The sequence below is a fragment of the Sphingobacterium nematocida genome, from assembly GCF_900168125.1.
GTDB classification, from domain to species: domain Bacteria; phylum Bacteroidota; class Bacteroidia; order Sphingobacteriales; family Sphingobacteriaceae; genus Sphingobacterium; species Sphingobacterium nematocida.
Window position 1 is genome coordinate 407,876 of sequence record NZ_FUZF01000003.1, and the last position, 25,237, is coordinate 433,112.

Here is a 25,237-nt window from a genome sequence, read left to right on the forward strand (position 1 = left end):
ATTTTGGATCCCTTTATTTTTTTATATTAAAGTGTTTCTTTGAGCCAATCAAAAAACTCCCGTTGCCATACTTGCGCGTTATGCCCTGAAAGCACCCAATGGTTTTCATCCGGCATATATACCAATCTGCTTTTTACCCCTTTTAGCTGAGCCGCCTGAAATGCTTCCAGTCCTTGCCCTATAGGTACACGATAGTCTTTACCTCCTTGAAATATCAAAATTGGTGTATTCCATTTATCAACGTGTTTGATCGGATTAAAGTCTGTATAAGTTTTTTCATTTTTCTTATCCCAGTACGCGCCACCTAGATCGTGATTTGCAAAGAACAGTTCTTCTGTAGTACCGTACCAAGATGTCATATCAAACAAACCACAATGGGAAATAAATGACTTGAAACGGCCTTCGTGTACACCAGCCAACATAAACACCGAATAACCACCATAACTAGCACCGATAGCGCCAATTCGGGACTTATCTACGTAACTTTCTTTAGAAAAGTCATCGATTGCAGAAAGATAGTCTCTTATTGCTTGTCCTCCCCAATCTTTCGAAATATCTTCATTCCACTTAACACCCCATCCCGGCATTCCTCGACGATTAGGAAGAATGACAATATACCCTTGAGATGCCATCAATTGAAAACTCCACCGGAAAGAATAGCCTTGCGTAGTAGCAGATTGAGGTCCCCCCTGGCAAAATAACAATGTGGGATACTTTTTGCTCGGATCAAAGTTGGGCGGGTAAATTACCCAAGAAAACAAATCCTGTCCATCAGAAGCCTTGGTAAACCTTCCTTCCACCTTAGTTTCATTCAGTTTTGCATAATGGGCATCATTGACCGTAGTCAATGGACTCAGCTTCTTTGATTTAAATGCATAGTGATACAGCTCTGTAGCCTGCGTCATCTTAGTTGAACTAACCACCAATCCATCTTTCAACTCACCGACGATACCAATGATATCAAACTGACCATCACTAATTTGCTGAATGCTAGGTAATGATCTCACATTAAGATTAACAGGAACATCAATTGCAAAAAGTTGAACTGTACCTCGGGTCGGTGCTACAAAGAAAATTTTACGGTTATCTTTACTCCACACAAAGGAGTTCACCGTACCGTCCCAATGTGCGGTAAGATTTACTTTCTGCGAAGTCAATGGATCTAATACTACGATATCATTTTTATCCGCTTCGTAGCCATCGGTGCGCATACTCAACCAAGAAAGGCGTTTACCATCCGGGCTGAATACCGGGTTGTTATCATAGCCCAACATGCCTTCGGTGATATTTTTTGTTTGACCTGTGGCTAACTCATATTGATAGATGTCCGTATTGGTACTGGTAGCATATTCCTTTCCGAATTTTTTCTTACACACATAAAAAACCGATTTACCATCGGGACTCCAGGCAAAATCTTCCGCACCACCAAATGGTGCAGTTGGACTGTAATAAGGCTCGTCCTTCAACAAATCTACAGCTTCACCAATCTTGCCATTGGTATAACTAGCAATGAATGGATGATTAAAACGGCCATCATTAAAACTATCCCAATGTCTATAATCCAGATTATCATAAACATAGATATTAGATTTCGGAAGATCTTTATATTTATCGACGCTGTGGTAATTTTTGATTAACACAGACTTACTGAATAATATGTGTTTTCCATCCGGCGAAAACTTAACATTCTCCAATCCTCCTTCCACATCTGTTAGCTGTACAGGCTCGCCCCCTTGCAGGCTTTTCCGCCAGATCTGACCTTTAAAGGTATAGAGTACATCTCCATTAGAAGCAACCGTCAATACCGATTCAGCACCAGCATCAACCGTAAATTGCTTAACAGATTTGTCTGACAAAGAAAGCGCATAAAGATTTTTTTCAGATTTATTGTCTTTCAGTGAATAATAGGATACCCCATACAACAATGTTTTCCCATCAGGACTTAAGCCTTCCGCAGACACCCGCCCCAATTCCCATAGATCCATTGCCGTCATATTCTTCTTTCCAAACGATTCGTGCACTTTCGTAGTGATTAGCGATTTATCAAATTCAACTTCTGGTTTTTTTTGCGCTACAGTAGTCACACTTATAAGCAAGCCTGCAGCCAACATGGATAATTTGTTCATAACCTTTTCTAATAAGCAAAGGTGCAAGATAAGAAAATATCCTAAGAGTAGTCCAACGGGCGTAGAACCCTGCATTAAAATTTAGATTAAAAAGATGCCTTTAAAATTAAGATAAGGAAGATAGGCTTTGACAAAATACCTAGAAATTGTCAGCACGGAACGATGTAAAACTTCTATGATCTTAATCCCGCCAATGGCGGTTAAAAAGGCATCAAAAAAAACTATAAACTAACTTTCACTAATAAACTTCTGGTAATTTCCTTCGTTTTGAAAATAAGCGACCTCACCATTGTCACCTACCACAACGATAAATGCAGTCGCCTTATCTACTTTTTCCAAAGAGTAGGGATCCGTAGCAAATCTGGCTGTTGTGTCCTTAGGAATTTTCTCCTTACACATGTTACAACAGCCGTAGTACTTTTTACCCTCATGCTCGACCAATATCTGTTCCTTCCCCATATAAGCATCATTCACCATACATACCAAATTCTGCGGTACTTGCTTACCTTTTAAGGGATTTTTTCGGGTATTAATCGCTTTACTATCTATTGACACATTTACGCTGTCTTCTACTTTTTTATCGCCATTATTACAGGCTGTAAAGGATATCGCAACAATTGCTGCGATACCCCAAATTTTGACTATACTCTTCATCTAATAAACTTTTTACAAACATCTTGTTACTAAGATTTTTTCATCTCTCCTTTCGCGGGAATTGCTGTTCCTTCTAGCATTTCTTCCGTAGCCATCTTAAGAATTACATCCCCCTCACTCAACTCACCAAACACCTCTACCTTATCTGGCATCATGCGCCCTTTACGCACCGGGACATTCTTTGTTTTCCCGTTTTCAACACGGATCACGTATACCCCCATACCACTATCCACAACCGCCATCTTCGGCACAAAGAATGTCGCTTCTGTATTCTGTAATGGAATAACCGTCTCGGCAACCATAAATGGCTTTAGCACGTTATTCGTATTCACAAAATCAACTTCAATCTTTTCGGCCCGAAACTTCACATCGAGACTACCCGCTTTACGCGTCACTAACGCCATATATTTCGTTTGTGGTTGCGAACGAACATGAAAGCGGATGGTATCCCCTCGTTTTAGATAAGGCGTGTTCGCTTCTGGGATAGATAGATTAAGACGTAATTTTCTGTTATCCTGGATCACCAATAGAGGTGTTTTTTCCATCGGTCCCACATAAGCTCCGAGATCGACATTTCTATCCGTAATAGTTCCTGCGAATGGAGCTCGGATCACCAAATAATTATCGATATCCTTTATCTCTTCATACGCCGACTTCGCAGCATTCAGTTGTGCCTCATCAGATAGCTTTCTAGCTGTTATCTGATCAATAGCATCTTTTGCTATTGCACCTTCCGTCTTGTCTGCGTCCAACATACGATCATAAGTAGACTTTGTAGATACATAGATTGCCTTTTGGGCTTCGTATTTAGCTTTCGCGCTAGCAACTTGAGATTGGATCTCAGGCGCTTCCAAAAACATCAGAACCTGACCCTGCGACACTTTATCGCCAATATCTACCCGAATATTCTTTACATAACTATTGACTTTGGCAAATAGTTCTGTATGCTGATCTGGCATTAATTCACCTGCTAATTGCAATTTCACCAATGGATTACTCTTCCCGATCACAACCGTCTCAAAAGGATTCATTGACATACCGCCCATAGCCATACCAGGCATACCTTTTCCTTCCTCCTTTTTTCCTTCCTTTACTTCTGTTTTATCGTTATTGCAGGCTGTAAAAACAAACATGGATGCAATAGCTGTATATACTAATAACTTCATACGTGTATAATTTGATTAAAAAAACATGATGAATATTCGTGTGTACTTCACACTCCACACGAATAATTACTTTTATTAATTTGTTGATTGATTAAAATGAACACTTTCTTCGTCTTCTGGATCCAATGACGGACTTAGGATGCTAACATTTTTCATCATCCATCCATATACTAACGGAAGTACCACCAAAACAGAGAAAGTAGAGAAAATCAACCCTCCAATAACGGCTCTACCCAATGGCGATATCTGATCTGCACCTTCACCAAAACCAATAGCTATTGGAAGCATTCCCGCCGCCATTGCCAATGTTGTCATAATGATCGGTCTTATCCGCAATTTTGCAGCCTCTAAACCTGCAGCCATGGCATCATTTCCTTGCTTACGTACAGTCTCCGCATTACTGATTAGGAGGACTGCATTCGCAATAGAAACCCCGACCGACATGATTAGTCCCATATACGATTGTAAGTTCAAAGTTGACCCCGTCAAATTCAACAGCACCAGAGATCCAACCATTACGAAAGGAACTGTAGTCAAAATAACCAAGGAAGCTCTAAAAGATTGAAAAGTAGCCGACAACATCAAGAAAATCACAACGACAGCAATTAATAGTCCCGTTGCCAAACTCTTCATCGTCTCATTCAATACAGGAGCCAAACCTGCAATATCAACGTTAACGCCCTTAGGCAATTCACCTAACGACGCGATCGCAGCAGCAACATCCTTGGAAGCACGCTCCAAATCGGTCTTATGGATATTCGCTGTTACTGTGGTATACCCCATTGTCCCCAAATTGTAGCTCTCCCCCAATTCCTTGGTTGGTGTGATAGTAGCCACATCACTCAACACAGGTCTTTCTGAATTTTTAGACAAGGGTAGGTTAGCCAATTCCTCTTTACTATTTAGTATATTCTGGGGTGTCTGTACCTGTACATCATAGGCAATCCCCATCATTCCACCTACCCAAAAGTTTTTGTTGGTATAGCGTGTAGATGCTGTTGCAGCTACCAATGATTTAGCGATATCCTGTGCGTCCAAACCCAATTGAGCAGCACGGGTACGATCAATATTAATTTGCAGGGCAGGATAATCCATCGATTGAGGAACCTGTTGATCACGCATATATTCCAGTTCCTTGAGTTTTGCAAGAAGCTTATTCGCGTACATACGATTCATTTTCTTCATCATACCTGATACCCGAATTTCAATAGGGTTATTCGCGCCTTGACTCAGAATCTTCTCTGTCAACTCAATAGGCTCAAAAGAGATATGCAAATCTGGCATCTTCTCCTTGTAATAGGCACGTAATTTATCCTTAAGCTCATCTGAATTGCCCTTAAACTCCTTTAAAGCCACTTGCATCAATGCCTCGTGGGGTCCAGCATTGTAAAGGTAGATAGGGCTCACCGCAAACGTAGATGGGTGTTGACCAATAAATACCGAAGAAATAGCAATGTTATCCTTTCCTACAATATTTTCCAGATGCGCTAAGAAACCTTTTACTTTTGTTTCTGTCACTTCGATACGTGTACCTTCAGCAGCTTTGATACGTACTTGAAACTGCCTTGAGTTTACTGTCGGAAGTACATCTTTCCCCGTAAATTGATACAATGCAAAAACTGTGAATAGAATAGAAACAAGACTGATGACAACTATAGGTTTTCTAAACTTCATCATTCCAGTAAGCATATTCACAAAACGGTCCCTAAATTTGGTGAACCAATCGCCTTTATGCGACGGATTTGCACAGGTCTCTGGGTTGTGCTTCATCATCCAATTACCCATAATAGGCACAAAAGTCTGTGACAGCAAAAACGAAACAACCATAGAGAAACCTATGGCTAAGGCTAAAGGCATAAATAGGGCGCCAGGAATTCCAGTCATCATAAATGCCGGCGCAAATACCGCCAGAATACACAACATGATCAACAACTTAGGAAAGGCGATTTCCTTACAGGCATCCCAAATAGCCTGAGCCCGCGTTTTACCCATTGCAAAATGCTGATGTATATTTTCGATGGTTACCGTACTCTCGTCCACCAAAATACCAATGGCTAGCGCTAATCCGGAAAGCGACATAATATTAATTGTCTGTCCAAAAAGCTTCAAAAATAGAACCCCCGATATAATAGAAATCGGAATTGTCATAATTACAATCAATGCTCCACGTCTATCATTCAAGAACAACATAACCATGAGCCCTGTCAACAAAGCACCAAGCACGCCTTCAATAATTAAACTTTTTAAGGCATTGGATATATAGACAGACTGATCAAACTCGTAAGAAATCGTCACATCGTCGGGCATATTACGTTGAATCTTGGGCAAAGATTCTTTCAAGGTATTCACCACATCAAGTGTAGACGCATTACTAGCCTTGGCGATATTAACATATACCGAACGCTTGCCATCGATCAGTGCATAACCTGTGGCAATATCTGCTCCATCTTTCACCGTGGCAACATCACGTATATATACGTTGTCTATCGTCCCCTTAAACAAGGGTACATCTCCCAATTCCTCTACTGTTTTGACGGTATTATTAGTCGGTGTCAAATAATTGGTATCACCGATATACACGTTGCCTGAAGGCGATGTGATATTGTTTCTGCTGATCGCTTCAACCACCTGTTCTGGAGATAGATTGTGTGCTCTAAGCTTAATAGGATCAATATTAATTTCTATCGTACGTGGGCTACCTCCAAAAGGAGGCGCTGTTGTAAGTCCAGGAATAGCAATCAAAAATGGTCTCGCATTGAAATTCGCGATATCCTGTAATTGGTTACTGTTCTTGGTATTGCTTCGAAACACCAACTGACCTACTGGTTGTGAAGAGGAGTCAAAACGAATAATAAATGGCGGTGGTGCGCCCGGAGGTAAAAATACCTGCGAACGTGTAGACAACGCATTAATTTGAGCTAAGGCCTCGCCCATATTAGTCCCTTCATAAAAAACAACCTTCATTAGGGTAAGTCCCTGTGTATTCTTGGATTCAATACTTTTAATACCATTTGTAAACAAAAGCATGTTTACATACATTTTGGTGAAATAACCTTCCATCTGTTGCGGCGTATACCCATTGAACGAGTGCGCTACATAGACTACCGGAAGGTCCATCTCGGGCAAAATATCTACTTTAACATCTTGGGCAGCTTTAATACCGAAGAAGAGTAACCCCAGCACCAACACCATAATGGCTATTGGTTTTCGGAGTGCAAATCTGATTAAATTCATATGTAAATAATTTGTTCTTTAATTGTCATTAATTTTCACCGATCAATCGGGATGGAATATCCAACTACTTCACATCAGCGTCTAAGAGGATTGTAAGATCTCCATTGGATGATGCTAAGAGTAATAAACTCTGCCATACATTATTTTGCGCAATTTCATAGTCAATTTCGGCACGATGAAGGCTATAAAGCGCCTGCGTAAAGTCTACCAAATTCGTCAAGCCATTTTTATAAAGCGCAGTATGCTGCTTATAAGCCAATTGTGCAGCGGAAAGCTGAGTCTTAGTCTCTTCAAAATTTTCAAAAGAGTTATCAATCTGCCTTTTTGCCAATGTAGCCTGTGCATCCAGTTCCTTATATACGCGATCGTAATCGTATTTCAAGGACTGTGTCACCAAGCGTTGTTCTTTAACTTTACTATCGAAGCGAAGTAAATTTGTAATATTCCAGCTTAGGGTAAGACCTACTAAAAAGTTGCTACGATCGATACCTACACCTTTTAAGTAGGAAGAAGAATAAGCCGAATTGTCCTGCACATAGTTCCAGTCAAAACCAGAACCACGTCCCTGAATAACTCCAAATCCAGAAAGATTTGGCTTCTTATGGGCGCTAACTAATTTTTCGGCCTCCATGCTTTCTTCGATTTTCTGTTGTTTCCAGACCAATAGCGGATGACTATTAAAATCTTCCGGAGCAGATATACCCACAGGGGCTGGAGTAGCTGTACTGTAGATGCTATCCAATGTATATAGACTAAAATCCTCGCCCATCAATACCGCCAATTGCTTGGAATATTCCAATTCCTTATCAAAGGACTTTATTTCCATAGACTTGGCATTAGAAACTTCTGCTTTTGCCAACGAAGCGTCTACCTCAGGGATCAATCCACTTTTGGCTCTCGTACTCGTCATATCAAAAAAGACTTGAGCACGCTCAAAATTCTTTTGTTGTACATATTTAATCCGCTGGCTTGCTAAAAGATTAAGATAAGCTGCACTCACTTTTACCTGATGCTGGAATATCTCCTGATCAACATCAGCAGATGCAGTCTTTTCTTTGGATAAAGCGACATCTACTTGCTTTTTCAAGCGACCAAACGTGAAAATATTCCAATTCACATTGGCAAAATATAACGAGCCAAATGCGGCATTCCAGCTTTGCTCGGCCATCGGCATCGAAGTTGCGGCCGAAGCTAATCCACCATAGGCATATAATGGCCCATTTTGGGCGTTGATAGTACCAAAACTCTGCTGGGCAGCTACTGTAACGTCTGGCAAATACTGTTTCTGTTGATATACCGTATTCTGCGCGGAAGCTTCTACCAATACCTGCTTGGACTTAATTTTGTCGTAATTTTCAACAGAGCGTTTTAACGCGTCCTTAAGACCCAGTATCTGAGCAGAACTACTTGTAGAAATCCCCAGTACCATGCACATAGACGCAATGAACTTTAAATTCATCGATAAATACATTTAAAATAAAAAAAATAAGGTGTGTGCAGATCTGTGACAACAGATCCGTCTTCGGCATTATAAGAAAATTGAAAGGGGATTAGATTCTATAAACGCAATAGAATATATAGAGGGGATTGCTCCAAGGGACTACCTTGGTAGAATAGTATTTTGTGTTAACCGCAACATCTTCTTCGATAGACATATCGAAAAGAGCGCCGAGCATACGCTCAGGGAATACGTGGGCAAATACCTTTAAAGCATAATCTGAACTGCTGTTGCCCTTGGTAGAAACATCAACCTTCAACGTTTTGCTTTCGTGTTTACAGCAGCCTTTTTTTGACTTTTTTAAGCTCTTTTCCTTGGACAAACAGATAGAGCAAGGACTGTCTCCAGTCGCAGAAGAACTCAGACTGACCAACCGAACCGCCGATCCTGCACACTCATGCGAAAACTGGGTAAAGCCCGAAGACAATACCAAGTACAGGAGTGACAGCAATATGACGAGCAGTTGTTTCATCGCGACAAAGATATGTAACGAAGATAATCTTTCATTTATATGATTTAGATAAATTGTTGTAAAATTTTGGTGTCATTACAAAAAAACGGGCCACTCTTGAGAGAAGTGACCCGTCCATCCATTAATTGAGGTATATGATTAGGTAGTTGTGTACATTAATATCCAAATATCTCTTCTAACGATAGCTTTCTAACTTTACCCAGACCATTTAGATCTTCGGTTTTGAGACCTGACTCGTCAGCTACTATACAATAAATATAAGGTTTCTTACTAAACTCTTTGGCATGAAAAGCTTTGACATCGCTAAACGTTAGCGCCGGAATCTTTTCATATACCGTCTTACGGATATCAGTTTGATTTCCCAGTCGTTCGGCCGCAAGGTAACTATTCAGAATGCCCGTATTAGTAACACGCTCGCTCGCTATAGATTTCATCAAACTCAGCTTTGCCGTTTCAAAAGATTTCGAAGACTCTGGTAATACGTCAATCAGTTCATTCATTCCTGAAATAGCATCCATAAACTTATCGGACTGTGTACCGATATAAGCCCCAACGGTATAGTGATTTTCCTTTTTATAAGGAGGAGCATAAAATGCGTAAGTCGAATAAGCTAAAGCCTTAGACTCCCGGATGGTCTGGAACACAATACTTCCCATTCCCCCACCAAAGTAGGCATTAAATAGAGATACCGTAGGTGTCAAAGCTACATTATAGCTATCTGAGTTCCTGAACCAAAAAATTTCAGCTTGCTTCATCTTATAGTTCGAAACTAAGACTTGATTTTCGGTTGTAGGTAATTCCTTAAAAGATGTTCCTGTAGGAATCGCCAAAAATGTACCTGCATCGCCTTTGAGCGCAGGCAGTGCGGCTGTCATCTGAGCAATTTTCTTTGGCCCGAAATAAAGTACAGTATGTTTTGTCTTAGCTAGATCGTGTAGTACCTGAACCAAATCCGCAGCTTTTAATTGGTCAAGTTCGGTATCGGTAAACGTATAATTGAATGGATTTTTTGAACCATATTTTGCATAGGCCTTGAGTCCGTCCATAATAGCACCTTTATTTTCTTTTGCATTAATACGCGATTTTTTCAAGCGTGCAATATATGCGTCAAATGCGGCTTGATCAGCTACGCAGTTCTTAAGAAGATCCTGAATTAACTGCACAGAAGGTCCAAAATTACGATCGAGTCCCGCTATAGATACCGTTGTCTCTTCATTACCGGCAGAAACCGAAAAATCAGTCGCTAATTTGTAAAAATCCTTACTGAATTGTTCGCTGCTTTTTTCTTTAGTTCCTAAAAACTCCAAATAACCTGCAGCCAATCCTAGTAATCTATTGTTCCATTTTCCCAGCGGGAAGCGATACACCAAACTAAATAATTCATTATCGTTATTCGCTACGGCCAATACTTCTACCCCATTACTGGAAGACTTCTGAATGTCTTTATTATAATCCAACCACACCGGTTTAATCTCTTCTTCAGGCATTGCATTTACCTTAGTCAAGAATGCAGATTGTGCTTCACGGTTCACCGTCACAGGAGTGATCTCTGGCTTAATCACTTTAACAACATTTTCGTCTACCCCTTGACGTTTATAGATGGCTACATAATTTTGATCATTCAAATACTTATTTGCAAAATCAACAATATCTTTCTTGGTTACTGTAGCCAACCAATCGGTATTGCGTAGTTCATTAGCCCAATCCAACTCCGAGGTAAATGCCCCCATTAATTCTTCTGCACGATCTTGATAGCTTTCATTTCGAGCAATCTGTGCTTTTCGCTCATTATTTACGATAGAAGTAATCAGGTCCTCAGAAAATTCGCCCTTACGTAACTTAGCAAGTTCGGCGAGTAATAGTTCTTTTACTTGATCCAAAGATTGTCCCTGCGAAGGATTTCCTTGCAGAATCAACATGGAATAATCTTTTAGGATATAAGGGAATGCCCCTGCTCCTAGTAACTTTTGGGATTTTACTAAATCCAAATCAATCAAGCCAGCGGATCCGTTCGTAAGGATACTCCCCAAAAGGTTCAACATTTGCGCATCCTTGCTAGCAGCACCTGGAAATCTGAATCCTAAGAATAAAAATTCGGAATTCGGGCCTTTCACCTCCTTTAAAATAGGACTGCTGATTGGTTTTTCTGGTTCAAAAGTATAGGGTGGCACTTCCTTAGCCTTCATGTAGGAGAAGGCGGCATCCACTTTTTTAATCATGACATTGGGATCAAAATCCCCAGACATGATTACTCCCATATTATTAGGCACGTAGTACGTTTCAAAATAAGATCTTATTGCTTTTAAAGAAGGGTTCTTAAGATGTTCTACAGTACCAATAACAGTCTGTTGTCCGTAATTGTTGGTAGGGAAAAGTCCTTCAAACATCGCCTCGATAGCTTTACGGTTGTCCGTATCCAGACCAATATTTTTCTCCTCATACACAGCCTCTAGTTCTGTATGGAACAGGCGAAAAACAGGACGCTTAAATCGTTCGGCCTGTACGGCAAGAAATTTATCAACAACATTATTAGGAATATCTTCGATATATACCGTCTGCTCAAAAGAAGTGAAGGCATTGGTCCCCTCAGCTCCCATATTACTCATGAGCTTATCATATTCATTTGCAATAGCATACTTCGCGGCCTCTCCGGATACAGCATCGATTTCTTTATAAATAGCCTTACGTTTCACCTCATCTTTTGTTGAGTTGTAAGATTCATATAGACCATCGATTTTATCCAGAAGTGGTTTTTCTTTAGCCCAGTCCAAAGAGCCATATTGCTCGGTTCCTTTAAACAAGAGGTGTTCTAGATAGTGCGCCAGGCCTGTGTGATCTTTTGGATCCGTCTTGCTACCGGCCTTGGTCGCTATATACGTCTGAATCCTTGGTTGCTTTTTGCTGGGACTCAGAATGACAGTCAATCCATTTTGGAGCTTATAAAATCTGGAATGCGTAGGGTCGTTCGAAACATACTTATAAGCGTATCCACCTTCGGAAGCCTGTTTCCATTCGTAATTCGTTTGCTGAGCCTGCCCGTTACCTACAGAAACGAACAAAAATGCAAATACATAAAAAACTTTCGCTTTCTTCATCTTGTACTTAACTGAGTTTACATACGCTAAATCGGCCTTAGAGGGGATTTGCGGGTTAATATCAAATTTAGGCTTAATATCAATTACTTCAGTCACGATGTTGATTTTTCGTAAAATTTTCGGCCATACTCTTTTATCACAAAAAAAACTCCGAAAAAATAAATTAAAATCGTGAAAAACGGCAACATCTTCAGAAAATGATACTGATCACCAAGGCTCGCATCTATTTCTTAAAGATTAATATCAAAGTCGGGATAAAGTCGTGGCAAAGCCAATTATAAAAGAGGATTTTTAGTGGTTAACCAGAGGGTTTATAGAGGGTTCATAGAGGTAAACCACTAGAAATACTCTAGATAAACTCTATTATATTTCTGTATTATCAGAATAACCTATATATTTAGTAATAATTAATTATAAACTAGTACAGAACATGTATCGAACCCACACAGCATTCGATACTCCTAAATTCAAAAATTATGGCAATACTGAAAGGTGGCATCAACGGCCCGTTCTCGGGAAAAGTAGGAAGTGTGGTAGGCTATGAGCTGAATGGCCAAGCAATTATAAGAGGGCTTCCAAATGTAATAAAACGCCCTCCCTCTCCCTTAGCGTTAATCAACCGTAACCGGATGAAAGCCGTGTCTAAATTTCTATCACCTATCGTTCCGATCATCAACTTTGGTTACAAAAAAATAGCACCTCCCGGCAGTCGGATCGGTACCTTCCAAGCCGCACAGTCTTATCTCTTCAAACAGGCAATTGATTACGATCAAGATACCGTTCCGTATATCAATCCGGAAAAGGCATTAATCTTTAGAGGAGATCTCGATATGCCAATTGTCACTTCATTAAACCGGCACCAAGGCAAACTAACGATAACATGGGAGGCGGAGCCTTATCAATATGATAGACATTACAACGTACTACTAATGGCTTATGATATCGAAAATGAGGCTAGTCTTTATGAGGGCCGAGCTACCATGAGCGCTGGCCAATTAGAATGGGAGCTACCTGAACATTTTGAGAAAATAAACCAATTGCATGTCTATATGGGGCTACACGATCTATTCACTGGAGAAATGTCTGATTCGGTGTATGCTGGCTGTGTCTAGTACCGTCTTTTTAAAATCGTTTAAATAGCATCAAGATGTATGTTATATACATCTTGATGCCTTCTGTTCCTAACCTCATTGCTTATCAAATTGATACCAGTTTATTTTCGTCGAGATACGCATAAGAATCGCAAGAATGATAAATATTCCTACTGTACCTACGATCAACGAATAATCCCGGAGTTGCATCAAAACAAATATAAATCCATAAAACAGCCCAAGGATCCCCATAAATAATAAGGCTGTCCGATTATCTTTGGTTATCATCTTTATAAATGATGCTATCAATCCAATGGTCGCTACTGCAGCTAATAAGTAGGCTACATTGAATCCCATATGTTCGGATATGGCCAGCAACAACGAATAAAATAGAACCATCGCTGCTCCGATAAGAATATACTGAATAAGATGAATACGTTGCTTCTTTATTATCTCGGTAAAGAAAAGCGATGCAAAAGTGAGTACAATCACTAAGATCCCGTATTTGGCAACGCGAGTTGTTTTTTGATAATTATTTACCTCAGGTAGAAAATTAATCTGGACCATATCCATATCGGTAGCCGCCTCCACGCTTGTACTGGCCACTTGCGCAGAAGCGTCAGTGGTTAAGCCATAGGAATCAAAATCAGCTTCAGCCAGAGACATCCCGGAGAATCGATATAGGCGGTCATTTCCACCTGCCCACTGTTGAGGGAGTTTTCTTCCAAAACTTGGAATGTTCCATTCCGCGTTAAAGCTCTTGTCCGAGACTTCCCGTGTCTCAGGAAGGTAAGCCCCATTAAAACTGGGGTTACCCCAGCTTCCTTTTGTTTTGATAACGGTATGATTGGCTAAAGGTAAAAAGTTGATCGATTTGGAGCCTCTCAATTTGACTTTAATCTGGAAGTCGAGCTTAGAATCTTCGATTTTTTGTAATGGTAAGCCTGCAGTCAGATTATTGTTAAACAAATCAAAATTGCGGACATTAATAGCGAGTGGTAACTTCTGTCCGTTCCATTCCAGCTCGGGATTTGAAGATAGTCCTTTCACATCTTGAATACCAAATACCAATTGTGCCTCGGCCCATTTTACCTTTTCTACAGATACAGGAAGCTGCTTCGTGTCGAAACCTTCAAAGCTTCCTTTTAAAACCACTTCGGAATTATAAACTACCGATTGATAAATACCTCGTTTCAGGCTTTCCGGCTTTATATCTGTCTGCACCTCGGTGTTGCGTGGCAACAAAAAGATCCAATCTTGTTCTATCCCTTGAACCACATAATCTTTCCCTTTACTATCTTTTTTGACAACCTCGCTCACAAAATCATAAGGTACTGCCAGTATTGGACTCACTACAACTTGATCTCTTCCCCACTTTGCTGCAATCTCTGCGGAAACCTGCTGTTCCCTATTCTTCCGCTCGCTTACCAAATCATCTATCAATGACATTGGGATCATCATAATTAAAACTAAAATAAAAATGACGAATAGTTTCAAGATAATCGAATTGCTAATACGCTCGAAGATTGTCATACTTGAACTCGGCAGTTGTGGAGGTTTTGGACTTTCATTTTCCATGATTATTATTATTTAAAGGTGATTAATTAAATATTCTATTTATACTATTTTCAATTTTATCTCCGTGTGGAATCCTTAATAAATATAAAGTACTTTGACTTTCAAAGTTGAGGGGCAAAAAAATTTAATACTGCTGCTTTATCAAGTTTTCCAATGCTGTTAAATGATTTTCGAAAGCCTTTTGCCCTTTGTCAGTCCTAATATATTTTGTATTTGGCTTTCTATCCACGAAGCTTTTCTCTACGGTCAAATAACCTTCTTTCTCTAAACTTTTTAAATTGGACGCTAGATTCCCATCGGTAACCTGAAGCAACTCTTTCAAGGAATTGAAATCATAGTGCTCATTAGCGACCAATACCCCCATAATCTGCAGGCGAACTCGATTCTCCAGCACCTTATCATATAGCGTTAAATCCAAACTCACTTTTCGTAACGTTGATGTACAATAATTCCGTAAATAATATGCAGCACACCAAAACCGATGGACCAAAACCACAAACCATAACCAGGAAAACACAATGCTAATAATCCCAGCAAGATATCCATTACACCTAACCATCTGGCCTCTTTGAACGTAAACGTACTCGCTGCACTTAACGACAAACCATAAAAAATCAGTAAAGTAGATGCTATCATGCCGTACTCTCCTTTATACACTAGTATAATAGACAATATCCCCCCTGTTAACAAAGGTACTGCCATCGCACCCAATAAGGCTTTGCTCGTAGCATTCCATATCGTTTGTTTATTCTTCTTCGCTTTATGCCTAGCCATTAAAACTCCAGTCACAATAGAACAGAACAAAACCAATGCAGCGATAAGGATCAACTTATTGATAATACCATAATCCGTTATGTAATTGTCTCGATACCTAAAGTCACTACGAAATCCATAAACGGTAATATACCCAAAGAAAGAACCTAATAACGCGTAGCTTCCGATAAGAATACCGGAAAGACCACTTATAGACATAAATTTGGACGATCGCTCCATTAATGAGCGGATCTGTCCTATTTCCTTAATTATATCTTGATGACTCATAAAAGTACTTTGATATCCAAAGTAACATAGAATATATCATTACCGCAAATATTTTTTCAAAAAAATCGGCATCCTCAAACTAAGTCGCTCCTTTTATAGGTTCTAATACTTCCGTAAATAAGCTCCAGAACTCTTATAAATATGTACATCTTCCATCAATTGCCTCATATTTCTCTTATTTCCCTAGCAAATCAATTTTTCACTTCATTTTTTTTAAAAAAAATCAAACTGAATACTAGGTTGTTATCTAAAATATGTGTGGTTTAGACCTTTTTTTTCTAAAAAAGGCTTGACAAATATCGTTTTGAGTTCTATCTTTGTAGCACAAAAGAAATCCTAACTGCGGAAGTGGCGTAATTGGTAGCCGCACCAGACTTAGGATCTGGCGCCGCAAGGCGTGGGGGTTCGAGTCCCTTCTTCCGCACTTGATATCCTCCCGACCAAAAGACATCGGGAGGATTTTTTTTATAATGCGAAAATAACGCTTAAGAAAAGTATGAACATTTCACATCAGAAAATCGATGACATCAGCGCTAAAATTGCCGTTGATTTAGCACCAGAAGATTATAATCCAGCAGTCGACAAAGCGATTAAAGATCAAGCAAAAAAAGCAAAACTACCTGGTTTTCGTCCTGGATTGGTTCCTGTCGGTCACATTAGACGTACCTACGGTAAGGCTATTTTGTTAGATGAGATAAATCGCGTTGTAAACGAAAAAATCTCCGCATATATCACAGAGGAAAAACTAGAAGTGTTAGGTCAACCTCTTCCTGTAGAAGGTGAAGATGACGCAAAATACAACTGGGACTTTAAAGACACGTTCAATTTCAACTACGAAATTGGTCTTGCCCCTATTTTCGACATTCCTTTCTCTGCAGAAACTGAGTTTACGGAGTATGATATTAAAGCTGACGAAGCGACTTTGTTAGAACGTACTAAAAACCTACGTCGTAGCTATGGTAAAATGACTAATCCAGAGGTATCGGAAGAAGGTGATGTATTGTACGCTACTTTAAAACAAGAAAAAGAAGAGGGTATTGAAAAAACTACTTCAATCCGTACAGATGTTATTGAAGATGCTAAAATCAAGAAATCTCTGGTTGGCTTAAAGAAAGATGATACGGTAAAAATCGACATTAAAAAAGCTTTTAAAGTCGCTGATATTGCACGAATTTTAGGCATCACAGAAGAAGAAGCTGAAAACCTTGACGTTACTAAATTTGAACTTACTGTTCAGAACATCAACCGTCTTGAAGAAGCTGATTTGAATCAAGAGTTCTTTGATAAATTGTTTCCTGCTGGAGAAGTTACTACAGAAGAGCAATTTAACGAGAAAGTTAAAGAAGAGGTAGAAAACTTATTCAAACAAAATTCTGCACAAAAGCTACGTAATGATATGTACACTTTTGGTATGGATAAAGTTGAGGCTAAATTTCCTGAAGATTTCTTAAAAAGATGGTTACAGGCAACAAACCCGAACCTATCTCCTGCAGAAATCGAAGAAGGTTTTGCTGACTTCTTGAACAACCTTAAATGGACAATCATCGAAAACCGTATCGTAACGGCTAATAACCTTGAAGTTAAATACGATGAGGTTGTTGATCTAGCAAAAGAGCGTATCTATGGACAGATCAAGATGTACAACATCAACGAAGAGCCTACAGACGAACAATTAGGTCAATTCGCAATGCAACTTCTATCTGACAGAGAGCAAGCAAACCGTTTGTTTGAAGAAGTGAAAGCGCTTAAGGTTTTTGATCACTTGAAAACTACTGTTAAGACAAAATCTAAAAAAATCGATTACGATAAATTCGAAAAACTAGAAGAAAAATATTAATCTTTAAATTATAGAAAAAGGGGTTAACAGAAATATGTTAACCCCTTTTTTTTAAATTTAGCTTTATTTTTTTAACATTTTAAATCCGACAACAATGCATATCCGTAAAGCAAGAAAAGAGGATGCTCGCCAAGTCGCCGAATTGATGATATTGGCGATGACCGAAATCGTCTATCAGTTTATAGGCCGAGAAGATTTTGAAGAAGGAAAAAGATTTCTCTCTGAACTCATACAGGCGGAGAATAATCAATACTCTTACCAATACATATTCGTGGCTGAAAATGAGGATGGAATAATTGGGCAAATATGCCTTTATCCGGGAGCTCTGCTGCAAACTCTCCGTCAACCTGTATTGGATTATATCAAAACAAAATATAAAATTGATTATCACCCTGCTGATGAAACACAAGCGGGTGAAATTTATATAGACACAATAGCCGTAAGCGCGCAAGCCCAGGGAAAAGGTATTGGCAAGTTATTGATCGAATTTGTCATTGAAGAATTTGCAAATAAGCGGAACGAGACACTCGGTCTTTTAGTCGATCATGATAACCCAAGTGCCAAACGCCTCTATGAGAAGATGGGATTCGTTGTAAAGAAGACGCTATCTGTATTTGGTAAAAAGATGGAGCATATGCAATATACTCCCTAAAAACGTATGTTGTAACCGATAGAAACAGATCCAAATGGGTATTCCCGATGAAAATCGGGATATTTTTCGTCTCTAAACTCCCCTTCCAACGAAAAATAACCTGATCTCAAATTTATAGACCAGCGCTTAAAGACACGAAGACTAGCCTCTACTGTACCTGCATGCAGGATATAATGTGAAGGTGTACCACTAATTGTATAAAAAATACCTCCGTTGTAATCTGCGGTAAACAACAATCGATTCAATAGGCTAAGATCTCCTTTAAAACGATAAGATGCACCTGATCCGTAGTTGTAGTTACGGCTAGCGCCATACAACAGATAAGGGTCTGGTACTGCTGCCAACAACACGGCTCCAACTCCTAAACTAAGATTTAGCTTGTTCTGGCTTTTATAGGTAAACTCGGACAGCCAGTTGTAGTTCAAACTTTGTGCTCCGTAGAAGAAGGCATCATTATTATAAAAATCATAATGGGCATTCAATGTGCCATAATGCTCTCCCTTCTTTGATTTAAAGAACTGGGCACCATAAAGCAAGGCATGAACATTCACGGCGTTGATAAAAGTACTGTCGCCACTACCCGCTTCCAGATTCACGGAAAACTGATCAAAAGGTCGTTTATAGTTATGTTCACCGTTGCTGTACTTAAACCGCAAGCGGGTGTAAAAAGAGTTTTTCCCTTTTGAAAAGAAATCTCCTTCTTTGGCATCGAATCGTCTAAACCCCGCATCGACCTCTGCACTAATAACAGAAGAGTCAACGCTATAATAATCGTCAACACGCTTACCCCATTTTCCATCCAATAATCTATTTAGACTATTCACTGGATTTACGAAAAGTGCTACGATTTCATTACCGATCACATTATGTCCGTTTCGACTTCTCGCTAAGATATTACGAGAAACACGATGCGTCATTTCTCCAAGAATAATACCGCCAAAAGTCGTATTAATTAAATCATTGATAGCGGGATGCTGGGTCTCACCAGCAGTCTCCCAAATGTAAGATCCTACCAATGTAGCAGCGCTGGATTGATAAAAATTATAGCCATTGCTCCGAAAAGCATTGAAGTAGATCTGTCCATGATAGGGATGGTCGATCTGATTTGTCGTGAACTGGTTATCATCCCAATCCCATGCACTAATTCTTTGATGATCAATAAAATTTTTAAAGGATATATAAGAGTAGGGATCTTTGGTAATGAAACGATTGAATAGCGCCGGAAATGCTTGCGCCAAAAACCATTCTGTACCCGCTCGCCAGAAGTGCTTAGGCCGTACTGGGCTTAACATCGAATTAACTGAATCCTGATTCACAAGAGCTATTGGCTTCCATAATTTCCGGGGACTAACCCACGTAGAGTCTTCCAAGAGTGTTGGTATCGAGTCTACCTTGACGTCGAAATCTTCCGATTTGGCAATCCCATTACAAAAAATAAATAGCAACAAGATAAAGAGACAATTCTTCATTGGATTATGTTGGATTTATCTGCTACTATTCGTCCTTCTTTCTACGAAGTTTCAGAGGGAAGTACGGATCGACAGCTTTACAATCAATAAACAAGAACAAAAATAAAATGTTTTGGTAGTCAATAAAAATTATAAAACGAAAAAGAGGCCTTTATGGCCTCTCTCTTACAAAATAGTGTGCTATTACTGTGCTTTTAGCTTGGTTCGCTCGGCTTATAGCATCGGTACTTCAATAAGTAGTAAAGAACTCTTCGCTTTAGCTTGGATAGTGATTCGACTTGTCTCTGTAATGCCCGCAGCATCGCGTCGATCCAACGCTGTCCCATCCACAGAAACTGCTCCTTCTAAGACAAATACGAACACCCCGTGCCCCTCTTTTTTTAGGGTATAATCTAGAGAAAAACTCTCGTCTAAATCGGACCGATAAAACCATGCATCCTGATGTATCCAAGATCCCGCATCGTCAGGATTAGGAGATACTATCTGCTGCAATCTATTTATCCGACCAGCAGGATCAACAGTTATCTGATCATAACGTGGCGTGACATTTTGTGCATTTGGAAACAACCATATCTGTAAAAACTTTACCGGCTCTGTTTCACTTCCGTTAAACTCGCTATGCTGAACACCTGTTCCGGCACTCATTACCTGAATTTCATCGGGTCGTATCGTCCCGCTATTGCCCATGCTATCTTGGTGAGCGAGCTCTCCTTCTAATGGGATGGAGATAATCTCCATATTATCGTGTGGATGTCGACCAAACCCATTTCCTCCGGCTACAAAATCATCATTAAAAACACGAAGCGCTCCAAAATGTATCCTTTCAGGATTATGATATCCAGCGAAACTAAATGTATGATAACTCTTTAACCAGCCATGATCTGCATGTCCTCGAGTACCTGCTTTAAATAAAACTGTATGACTCATTTTTCTTCCTTTTATCTTAAAACAAAAGTAATCTCTATTGCATTGTTTTTTATTAATCTAGATTAATAAAATCAATATTCTGCCCTCAACTTACTCAGAAATTCGGGTGTAATACCGATGTAGGATGCTACCGACTTTTGCGATATTGTATTTATTAATGTAGGATACATCGTACAGAATTTCTCATACCTCACTTTAGCAGGAAGGCTAAGGTAATTTATCGTACGATGATTACTCGCCGCTAGCGCATTCTCGGTAAGAATCCTAAAATACCGCTCCAGCTTTGGAATACGATCAAAGATACTGATCTGACAGGACCGACTTAATAGTAGTACTTTGGTATCCAAAAGTGCATCTATATTTAATTCGCTCGGTCTATTCTTAATAAAAGAATACATATCTGATATCCACCAATTGGCTGGGGCAAACTGTAAAATATGTTCAAAACCATTTCGATCTACAGCATAGGAGCGCAAGCAGCCCTCTAACACAAAAGCAGAATATTGCGCCACTTCACCAGCGCGGTGCAAAAATTGCTTACGCTGTAACGTCTTTTCACGCACCAGCTCATCAATAATTGCTTCTTCTTCTTTGGTCAAAGGCGTAATCCCATTGATGTGCTGAATAAGTTGATCTACCATCGTATTATTTTATTTCTTGATAACTAACGCCCATATTCTGAAACATAAAAGCCCATTTATCGGCATGTTCGGCGATCTGCATTGCTGTTGACTTACCTGCTCCATGTCCCGCATTGGTATCGATACGGATCAGAACCGGATTAGCCCCTACATTGTACTCCTGTAAGCGTGCTGCAAACTTAAAGGAGTGCGCAGGTACTACGCGATCATCATGATCTGCTGTCATCACCATAGTCGCTGGATAAGAAGTATTTGGTTTTAAGGCATGGTATGGTGAATATTTATAGAGATATTCAAACATTTCTTTACTATCATCTGCTGTTCCGTAGTCGAATGCCCATCCTGCACCTGCAGTAAATTTATGATAACGTAGCATATCTAATACACCTACCGCTGGAAAAGCCACTTTAAACATCTCGGGCCGCTGCGTCATACATGCTCCCACCAATAAACCACCATTTGATCCTCCTGCAATAGCTAACTTTTCTGACGAAGTATACTTCTCTTTAATAAGGTATTCCCCGGCAGCGATAAAATCATCAAATACATTTTGCTTATTTAATTTGGTACCTGCGACATGCCAGTTTTCACCATATTCTCCTCCTCCTCTCAAATTAGCAACAGCATATACACCACCCTGTTCGAGCAGAATAATATTAGCCGTACTGAATGCAGGACTAAGACTAATATTGAACCCTCCATAACCATATAGCATCGTTGGGTTCGTTCCATCCAACTTCGTACCTTTTTTATAGGTTATGATCATTGGTACTTTTGTACCATCTTTTGAAGTATAAAAGACCTGTTTTGACTCGTACTGTTCAGGATCAAATTTGATGTTAGATTTCTTATAAACATCCGATTTTCCTGAAGAAATATCATAACTATAGATTGTCCCTGGATTAATATAAGACGTAAAGGTATAATACAGCGATTTATCGTCCTTTTTCGCACCAAATCCACTTGCCGTACCAACACCAGGCAAGGTAATTTCCCGTTCCAGTTTTCCCGTGCGGTCAAATTGCTTGACCAATGATGTCGCATCTTTTAAATAGGACGCAAAAATCTTCCCCCCTCCTATGGATGGGCTCAATACATTATCAGTCTCTGGAATCAAGTCCTTCCAGGTCCCCGGTTTCGGACTGCCTAACACTGTTTCTACAATCTTACCATTTGGCGCACCTAACTCGGTGTAAAGAATAAGTCGATCACCGTCATTATCTAGAATAGCATGATTTTTATCAAAATTATCTACGATGGTGATGAAATCCGCTACTGGATTTGTAAGATCTTTAATATACAGTTCATTACCGGATGTCGTATTTGCGGCTGTAACAATTAAAAAACGTTCGTCCTCTGTCAACCCTGCTCCTATGTATCTTCTTGGTGTTTTAGAGCCTCCAAAAATCAATTCATCGGTGCTTTGTGCTGTATTTAACTTGTGAAAGTAAAGTTTGTGCTGATCTGTCATAGCTGACAACGCGGATCCGGATTTAGGTTTATCGTACGAGCTATAATAAAACCCGTCGTTGCCTTTCCAAGCTAAGCCACTAAATTTAACATCAATCAAGGTATCTCCTACCACAGTCTTATCTGCTGCACGCAAGACGATGACTTTGCGCCAATCCGAACCACCTTCTGAAATCTGATAAGCCACCAAGGAACCATCTTTACTGAATGAAATATCTGCCAATGAAGTGGTACCATCTTTCGAAAATTTGTTTGGATCTAAAAACACCTCTTCTGTTCCTTTATCTCCTTTTTTACGATACAATACAGATTGATTTTGCAGACCGTCGTTCTTGTAGAAATACGTGTATTCGCCCTCTTCAAAGGGTGCTGAATATTTCTCATAGTTCCACAACTTCTCTAATCGCTGTGTAATAGCCTGACGGAAGGGAATCTGCTCAAGATAGGCTTGAGTTACTTCATTTTCAGCCTTTACCCAAGCTTTGGTTTTAGCAGACATATCGTCTTCTAGCCAGCGATAAGGGTCTTCAACAGTAACACCAAAAAAGGTATCTTTTTGATCCACTTTTTCAGAGACGGGATAAGATTTTAGCGTAATATCTTTCACAGGGTCAATCTTTTTATTTTGTTGACAAGCTACCAATGCCATGGATAGCATTATAAAACCAATATTTTTCTTCATAATTGATTGCTATTTATCCCAAAACTAACGAAATAATTCTTCCTTTGAAACTTTCATTCTGTATTCTATAAGATACATGGTATCTACCACAGCTAAGACAAAGGAAAAGGTAACCTCCAATGAACTATTTGTAAAATCAGGTCATTTTGGTAGTTTTACACCAATATGCGAATAGCGGATAAGATATACTTTGCTTCAGATTTCCATTTGGGTTCCTATCCTAAAGAGCAGTCGGAACTTCGGGAAAGAGAAATTGTAAGATGGCTTGATCATATCAAGCAAGATGCTTCTGAGCTTTATCTTGTGGGGGATATCTTTGATTTTTGGTTTGAATATAGTACTGTTGTTCCTAAGGGGTATATCCGCTTTTTAGGTAAGCTTGCGGAGCTGGCTGATCTGGGTGTAAAGATCACTTTATTTAAAGGAAACCATGACATGTGGATGTTTGGTTATTTAAAAAAAGAGCTGGGGGCTGTCGTTATAGACAACGAATTGGTACTAGATCTAAACGATAAAAAGATATACATTCATCATGGTGATGGACTAGGCCCAGGGGACAAAAAGTACAAATTTCTAAAAAAAATATTCCGTAGTTCATTGTGCCAATGGCTGTTTGCCCGGCTGCATCCAAATCTCGGTATTGGAATTGCTCAAAAATGGTCTAAGCATAGTCGAATTTCTAACCATACGGATGAACAATTCCTAGGAGAAGAACGTGAATGGCTGATACAATATGCAAGGGAGGTGCTAAAAGAAAAGCATTATGATTACTTTATTTTTGGTCATCGGCATTTCCCCTATGAAATCCAATTGACTCCTCAATCCAAAATCATCAATCTAGGGGAATGGATAAATTATTACACCTACGCAGTGTGGGATGGTCAAAATCTTAATTTGGAAAAATGGAATTCGTAGAAGCTATACAACGTATTTATCCCTTGCCCGAAGAGGAGCTCGAAAAGCTTATCACTATAACGGAACAAACTAGAGTAGAGAAAAATGTTATATTGATTGACAAAGATAAAACATCAAAATACATCTACTTTTTAAAAGAAGGCATCTGTCGAATCTATTACCCTAAGGAGGAAAAAGAAGCTGTTTTAGATTTTTGTTTTCCGGGCGATTCGATCTTATCCCTTAAAAGCTATATCCATAGCACACCCGGGTATGAGATTGTAGATGCTTTAGAAGATTGCGTTTTATTTCGAATCCCTACATCAAAACTACAAGATTTATATAACAGCTCTTTGCCTATTGCAAATTGGGGCCGGAAATTGGCAGAGCTAGAAACCTTAAAAATTGAACAGCGGTTAATGCAGACCTTATTCAAAACCGCCTACGAGCGCTACCGGGATCTGTTGACCAAAGAAGCTAATGTTGTCCAACGCATTAAACTGGGATACATAGCTTCCTATCTCGGGGTTACACAGGTTACCTTATCACGAATACGCGCAGAGATAAAGTAATTTTCCAAAAACAAACCTTTAGATCCTCGGGCGATGAACTCAAGCCCAGAGCACTTCAATCGGAATAGCGTTTTGAAAAGGCATTCTTAGGCTGGCACACTCCTTTTTTAACAAATGTTAAAAAAATTACCGTTCAAA

The 25,237-nt window shown here is 39.5% G+C and carries 19 protein-coding genes and 1 tRNA gene; 6 read left to right on the forward strand and 14 right to left on the reverse strand.

The features are described from left to right. Positions 1 to 26: 26 nt before the first annotated feature. The 7 genes from B5X76_RS06150 to B5X76_RS06180 all read right to left on the reverse strand — a co-directional run bounded on the left by B5X76_RS06150 (position 27) and on the right by B5X76_RS06180 (position 12,341). Positions 27 to 2,126: a S9 family peptidase gene (locus tag B5X76_RS06150; protein WP_079642198.1), complete on the reverse strand. Its 2,100-nt coding sequence runs from the start codon at positions 2,124 to 2,126 to the stop codon at positions 27 to 29. A 228-nt stretch (positions 2,127 to 2,354) separates the two neighbouring features. Continuing rightward, complete coding sequence (locus B5X76_RS06155; protein WP_079642200.1) at positions 2,355 to 2,780, reverse strand: TRASH domain-containing protein; 426 nt, start codon at positions 2,778 to 2,780, stop codon at positions 2,355 to 2,357. A gap of 29 nt (positions 2,781 to 2,809) precedes the next feature. Next, the gene (locus tag B5X76_RS06160) at positions 2,810 to 3,946 is read right to left on the reverse strand and encodes an efflux RND transporter periplasmic adaptor subunit (RefSeq protein WP_079642202.1); all 1,137 of its coding nucleotides are present in this window, start codon (positions 3,944 to 3,946) and stop codon (positions 2,810 to 2,812) included. A gap of 75 nt (positions 3,947 to 4,021) precedes the next feature. Then, positions 4,022 to 7,180, reverse strand: coding sequence for an efflux RND transporter permease subunit (locus tag B5X76_RS06165; protein WP_079642204.1), 3,159 nt, complete (start codon positions 7,178 to 7,180; stop codon positions 4,022 to 4,024). A gap of 64 nt (positions 7,181 to 7,244) precedes the next feature. Further along, complete coding sequence (locus tag B5X76_RS06170; protein WP_079642206.1) at positions 7,245 to 8,639, reverse strand: TolC family protein; 1,395 nt, start codon at positions 8,637 to 8,639, stop codon at positions 7,245 to 7,247. Between the two features lie 91 nt (positions 8,640 to 8,730). Further along, a complete protein-coding gene (locus tag B5X76_RS06175) occupies positions 8,731 to 9,150 on the reverse strand; it encodes an HYC_CC_PP family protein (protein ID WP_079642208.1) in 420 nt (139 codons plus the stop codon). A 155-nt stretch (positions 9,151 to 9,305) separates the two neighbouring features. Then, entirely contained in the window at positions 9,306 to 12,341 is a 3,036-nt protein-coding gene (locus tag B5X76_RS06180; RefSeq protein WP_245800972.1) for a M16 family metallopeptidase, read from the reverse strand. 380 nt (positions 12,342 to 12,721) lie between these two features. On the opposite strand from B5X76_RS06180, the gene B5X76_RS06185 reads away from it, so the two are divergent. Beyond that, complete coding sequence (locus B5X76_RS06185) at positions 12,722 to 13,357, forward strand: DUF6266 family protein (RefSeq protein WP_079642221.1); 636 nt, start codon at positions 12,722 to 12,724, stop codon at positions 13,355 to 13,357. A gap of 75 nt (positions 13,358 to 13,432) precedes the next feature. On the opposite strand, the gene creD is transcribed toward B5X76_RS06185, so the two are convergent. From creD to B5X76_RS22225, 3 genes are all read right to left on the reverse strand, one after another. Then, positions 13,433 to 14,914, reverse strand: a complete 1,482-nt coding sequence (gene creD, locus B5X76_RS06190; RefSeq protein WP_245800973.1) for a cell envelope integrity protein CreD — start codon at positions 14,912 to 14,914, stop codon at positions 13,433 to 13,435. 124 nt (positions 14,915 to 15,038) lie between these two features. Then, positions 15,039 to 15,338: a winged helix-turn-helix domain-containing protein gene (locus B5X76_RS06195; RefSeq protein ID WP_079642223.1), complete on the reverse strand. Its 300-nt coding sequence runs from the start codon at positions 15,336 to 15,338 to the stop codon at positions 15,039 to 15,041. After that, positions 15,335 to 15,955 (reverse strand): hypothetical protein, encoded by a 621-nt coding sequence (locus B5X76_RS22225; protein ID WP_079642225.1) that lies wholly within the window; start codon positions 15,953 to 15,955, stop codon positions 15,335 to 15,337. Before B5X76_RS22225 ends, B5X76_RS06195 begins: the two co-directional genes overlap by 4 nt. Before the next feature lie 342 nt (positions 15,956 to 16,297). On the opposite strand from B5X76_RS22225, the gene B5X76_RS06205 reads away from it, so the two are divergent. The 3 genes from B5X76_RS06205 (at position 16,298) to B5X76_RS06215 (ending at position 18,444) form a co-directional block, all read left to right on the forward strand. Next, a tRNA-Leu gene (locus B5X76_RS06205) sits at positions 16,298 to 16,379 on the forward strand. 72 nt (positions 16,380 to 16,451) lie between these two features. Next, complete coding sequence (locus tag B5X76_RS06210; protein ID WP_079642227.1) at positions 16,452 to 17,792, forward strand: trigger factor; 1,341 nt, start codon at positions 16,452 to 16,454, stop codon at positions 17,790 to 17,792. A gap of 94 nt (positions 17,793 to 17,886) precedes the next feature. Continuing rightward, positions 17,887 to 18,444: a GNAT family N-acetyltransferase gene (locus tag B5X76_RS06215; RefSeq protein WP_079642229.1), complete on the forward strand. Its 558-nt coding sequence runs from the start codon at positions 17,887 to 17,889 to the stop codon at positions 18,442 to 18,444. Here B5X76_RS06215 and B5X76_RS06220 read toward each other — a convergent pair. The 4 genes from B5X76_RS06220 to B5X76_RS06235 all read right to left on the reverse strand — a co-directional run bounded on the left by B5X76_RS06220 (position 18,441) and on the right by B5X76_RS06235 (position 23,633). Further along, a complete protein-coding gene (locus tag B5X76_RS06220; protein WP_079642231.1) occupies positions 18,441 to 19,913 on the reverse strand; it encodes a DUF3943 domain-containing protein in 1,473 nt (490 codons plus the stop codon). The two genes, B5X76_RS06215 and B5X76_RS06220, sit on opposite strands and share 4 nt — an antisense overlap. A gap of 213 nt (positions 19,914 to 20,126) precedes the next feature. After that, positions 20,127 to 20,840: a pirin family protein gene (locus B5X76_RS06225; RefSeq protein WP_079642233.1), complete on the reverse strand. Its 714-nt coding sequence runs from the start codon at positions 20,838 to 20,840 to the stop codon at positions 20,127 to 20,129. 71 nt (positions 20,841 to 20,911) lie between these two features. Continuing rightward, the gene (locus B5X76_RS06230; protein WP_079642235.1) at positions 20,912 to 21,481 is read right to left on the reverse strand and encodes a Crp/Fnr family transcriptional regulator; all 570 of its coding nucleotides are present in this window, start codon (positions 21,479 to 21,481) and stop codon (positions 20,912 to 20,914) included. Between the two features lie 4 nt (positions 21,482 to 21,485). Then, positions 21,486 to 23,633, reverse strand: coding sequence for a prolyl oligopeptidase family serine peptidase (locus B5X76_RS06235; protein WP_176140999.1), 2,148 nt, complete (start codon positions 23,631 to 23,633; stop codon positions 21,486 to 21,488). 165 nt (positions 23,634 to 23,798) lie between these two features. Here B5X76_RS06235 and B5X76_RS06240 point away from each other — a divergent pair, with 165 nt between their 5' ends. After that, positions 23,799 to 24,548, forward strand: a complete 750-nt coding sequence (locus tag B5X76_RS06240; protein ID WP_079642239.1) for a UDP-2,3-diacylglucosamine diphosphatase — start codon at positions 23,799 to 23,801, stop codon at positions 24,546 to 24,548. Next, on the forward strand, positions 24,536 to 25,099 hold the full coding sequence (locus B5X76_RS06245; protein ID WP_079642240.1) for a Crp/Fnr family transcriptional regulator: 564 nt from the start codon (positions 24,536 to 24,538) through the stop codon (positions 25,097 to 25,099). The genes B5X76_RS06240 and B5X76_RS06245 overlap by 13 nt, the downstream gene beginning before the upstream one ends. The last annotated feature ends 138 nt before the right edge of the window (positions 25,100 to 25,237 follow it).

Bases quoted from the DNA above. Each gene is read 5' to 3' on its own strand.
- B5X76_RS06150 (WP_079642198.1), bottom strand. From the start codon at position 2,126: ATGAACAAATTATCCATGTTGGCTGCAGGCTTGCTTATAAGTGTGACT.
- B5X76_RS06155 (WP_079642200.1), bottom strand. From the start codon at position 2,780: ATGAAGAGTATAGTCAAAATTTGGGGTATCGCAGCAATTGTTGCGATA.
- B5X76_RS06160 (WP_079642202.1), bottom strand. From the start codon at position 3,946: ATGAAGTTATTAGTATATACAGCTATTGCATCCATGTTTGTTTTTACA.
- B5X76_RS06165 (WP_079642204.1), bottom strand. From the start codon at position 7,180: ATGAATTTAATCAGATTTGCACTCCGAAAACCAATAGCCATTATGGTG.
- B5X76_RS06170 (WP_079642206.1), bottom strand. From the start codon at position 8,639: ATGAATTTAAAGTTCATTGCGTCTATGTGCATGGTACTGGGGATTTCT.
- B5X76_RS06175 (WP_079642208.1), bottom strand. From the start codon at position 9,150: ATGAAACAACTGCTCGTCATATTGCTGTCACTCCTGTACTTGGTATTG.
- B5X76_RS06185 (WP_079642221.1), top strand. From the start codon at position 12,722: ATGGCAATACTGAAAGGTGGCATCAACGGCCCGTTCTCGGGAAAAGTA.
- creD (WP_245800973.1), bottom strand. From the start codon at position 14,914: ATGGAAAATGAAAGTCCAAAACCTCCACAACTGCCGAGTTCAAGTATG.
- B5X76_RS22225 (WP_079642225.1), bottom strand. From the start codon at position 15,955: ATGAGTCATCAAGATATAATTAAGGAAATAGGACAGATCCGCTCATTA.
- B5X76_RS06210 (WP_079642227.1), top strand. From the start codon at position 16,452: ATGAACATTTCACATCAGAAAATCGATGACATCAGCGCTAAAATTGCC.
- B5X76_RS06215 (WP_079642229.1), top strand. From the start codon at position 17,887: ATGCATATCCGTAAAGCAAGAAAAGAGGATGCTCGCCAAGTCGCCGAA.
- B5X76_RS06220 (WP_079642231.1), bottom strand. From the start codon at position 19,913: ATGAAGAATTGTCTCTTTATCTTGTTGCTATTTATTTTTTGTAATGGG.
- B5X76_RS06225 (WP_079642233.1), bottom strand. From the start codon at position 20,840: ATGAGTCATACAGTTTTATTTAAAGCAGGTACTCGAGGACATGCAGAT.
- B5X76_RS06230 (WP_079642235.1), bottom strand. From the start codon at position 21,481: ATGGTAGATCAACTTATTCAGCACATCAATGGGATTACGCCTTTGACC.
- B5X76_RS06235 (WP_176140999.1), bottom strand. From the start codon at position 23,633: ATGAAGAAAAATATTGGTTTTATAATGCTATCCATGGCATTGGTAGCT.
- B5X76_RS06240 (WP_079642239.1), top strand. From the start codon at position 23,799: ATGCGAATAGCGGATAAGATATACTTTGCTTCAGATTTCCATTTGGGT.
- B5X76_RS06245 (WP_079642240.1), top strand. From the start codon at position 24,536: ATGGAATTCGTAGAAGCTATACAACGTATTTATCCCTTGCCCGAAGAG.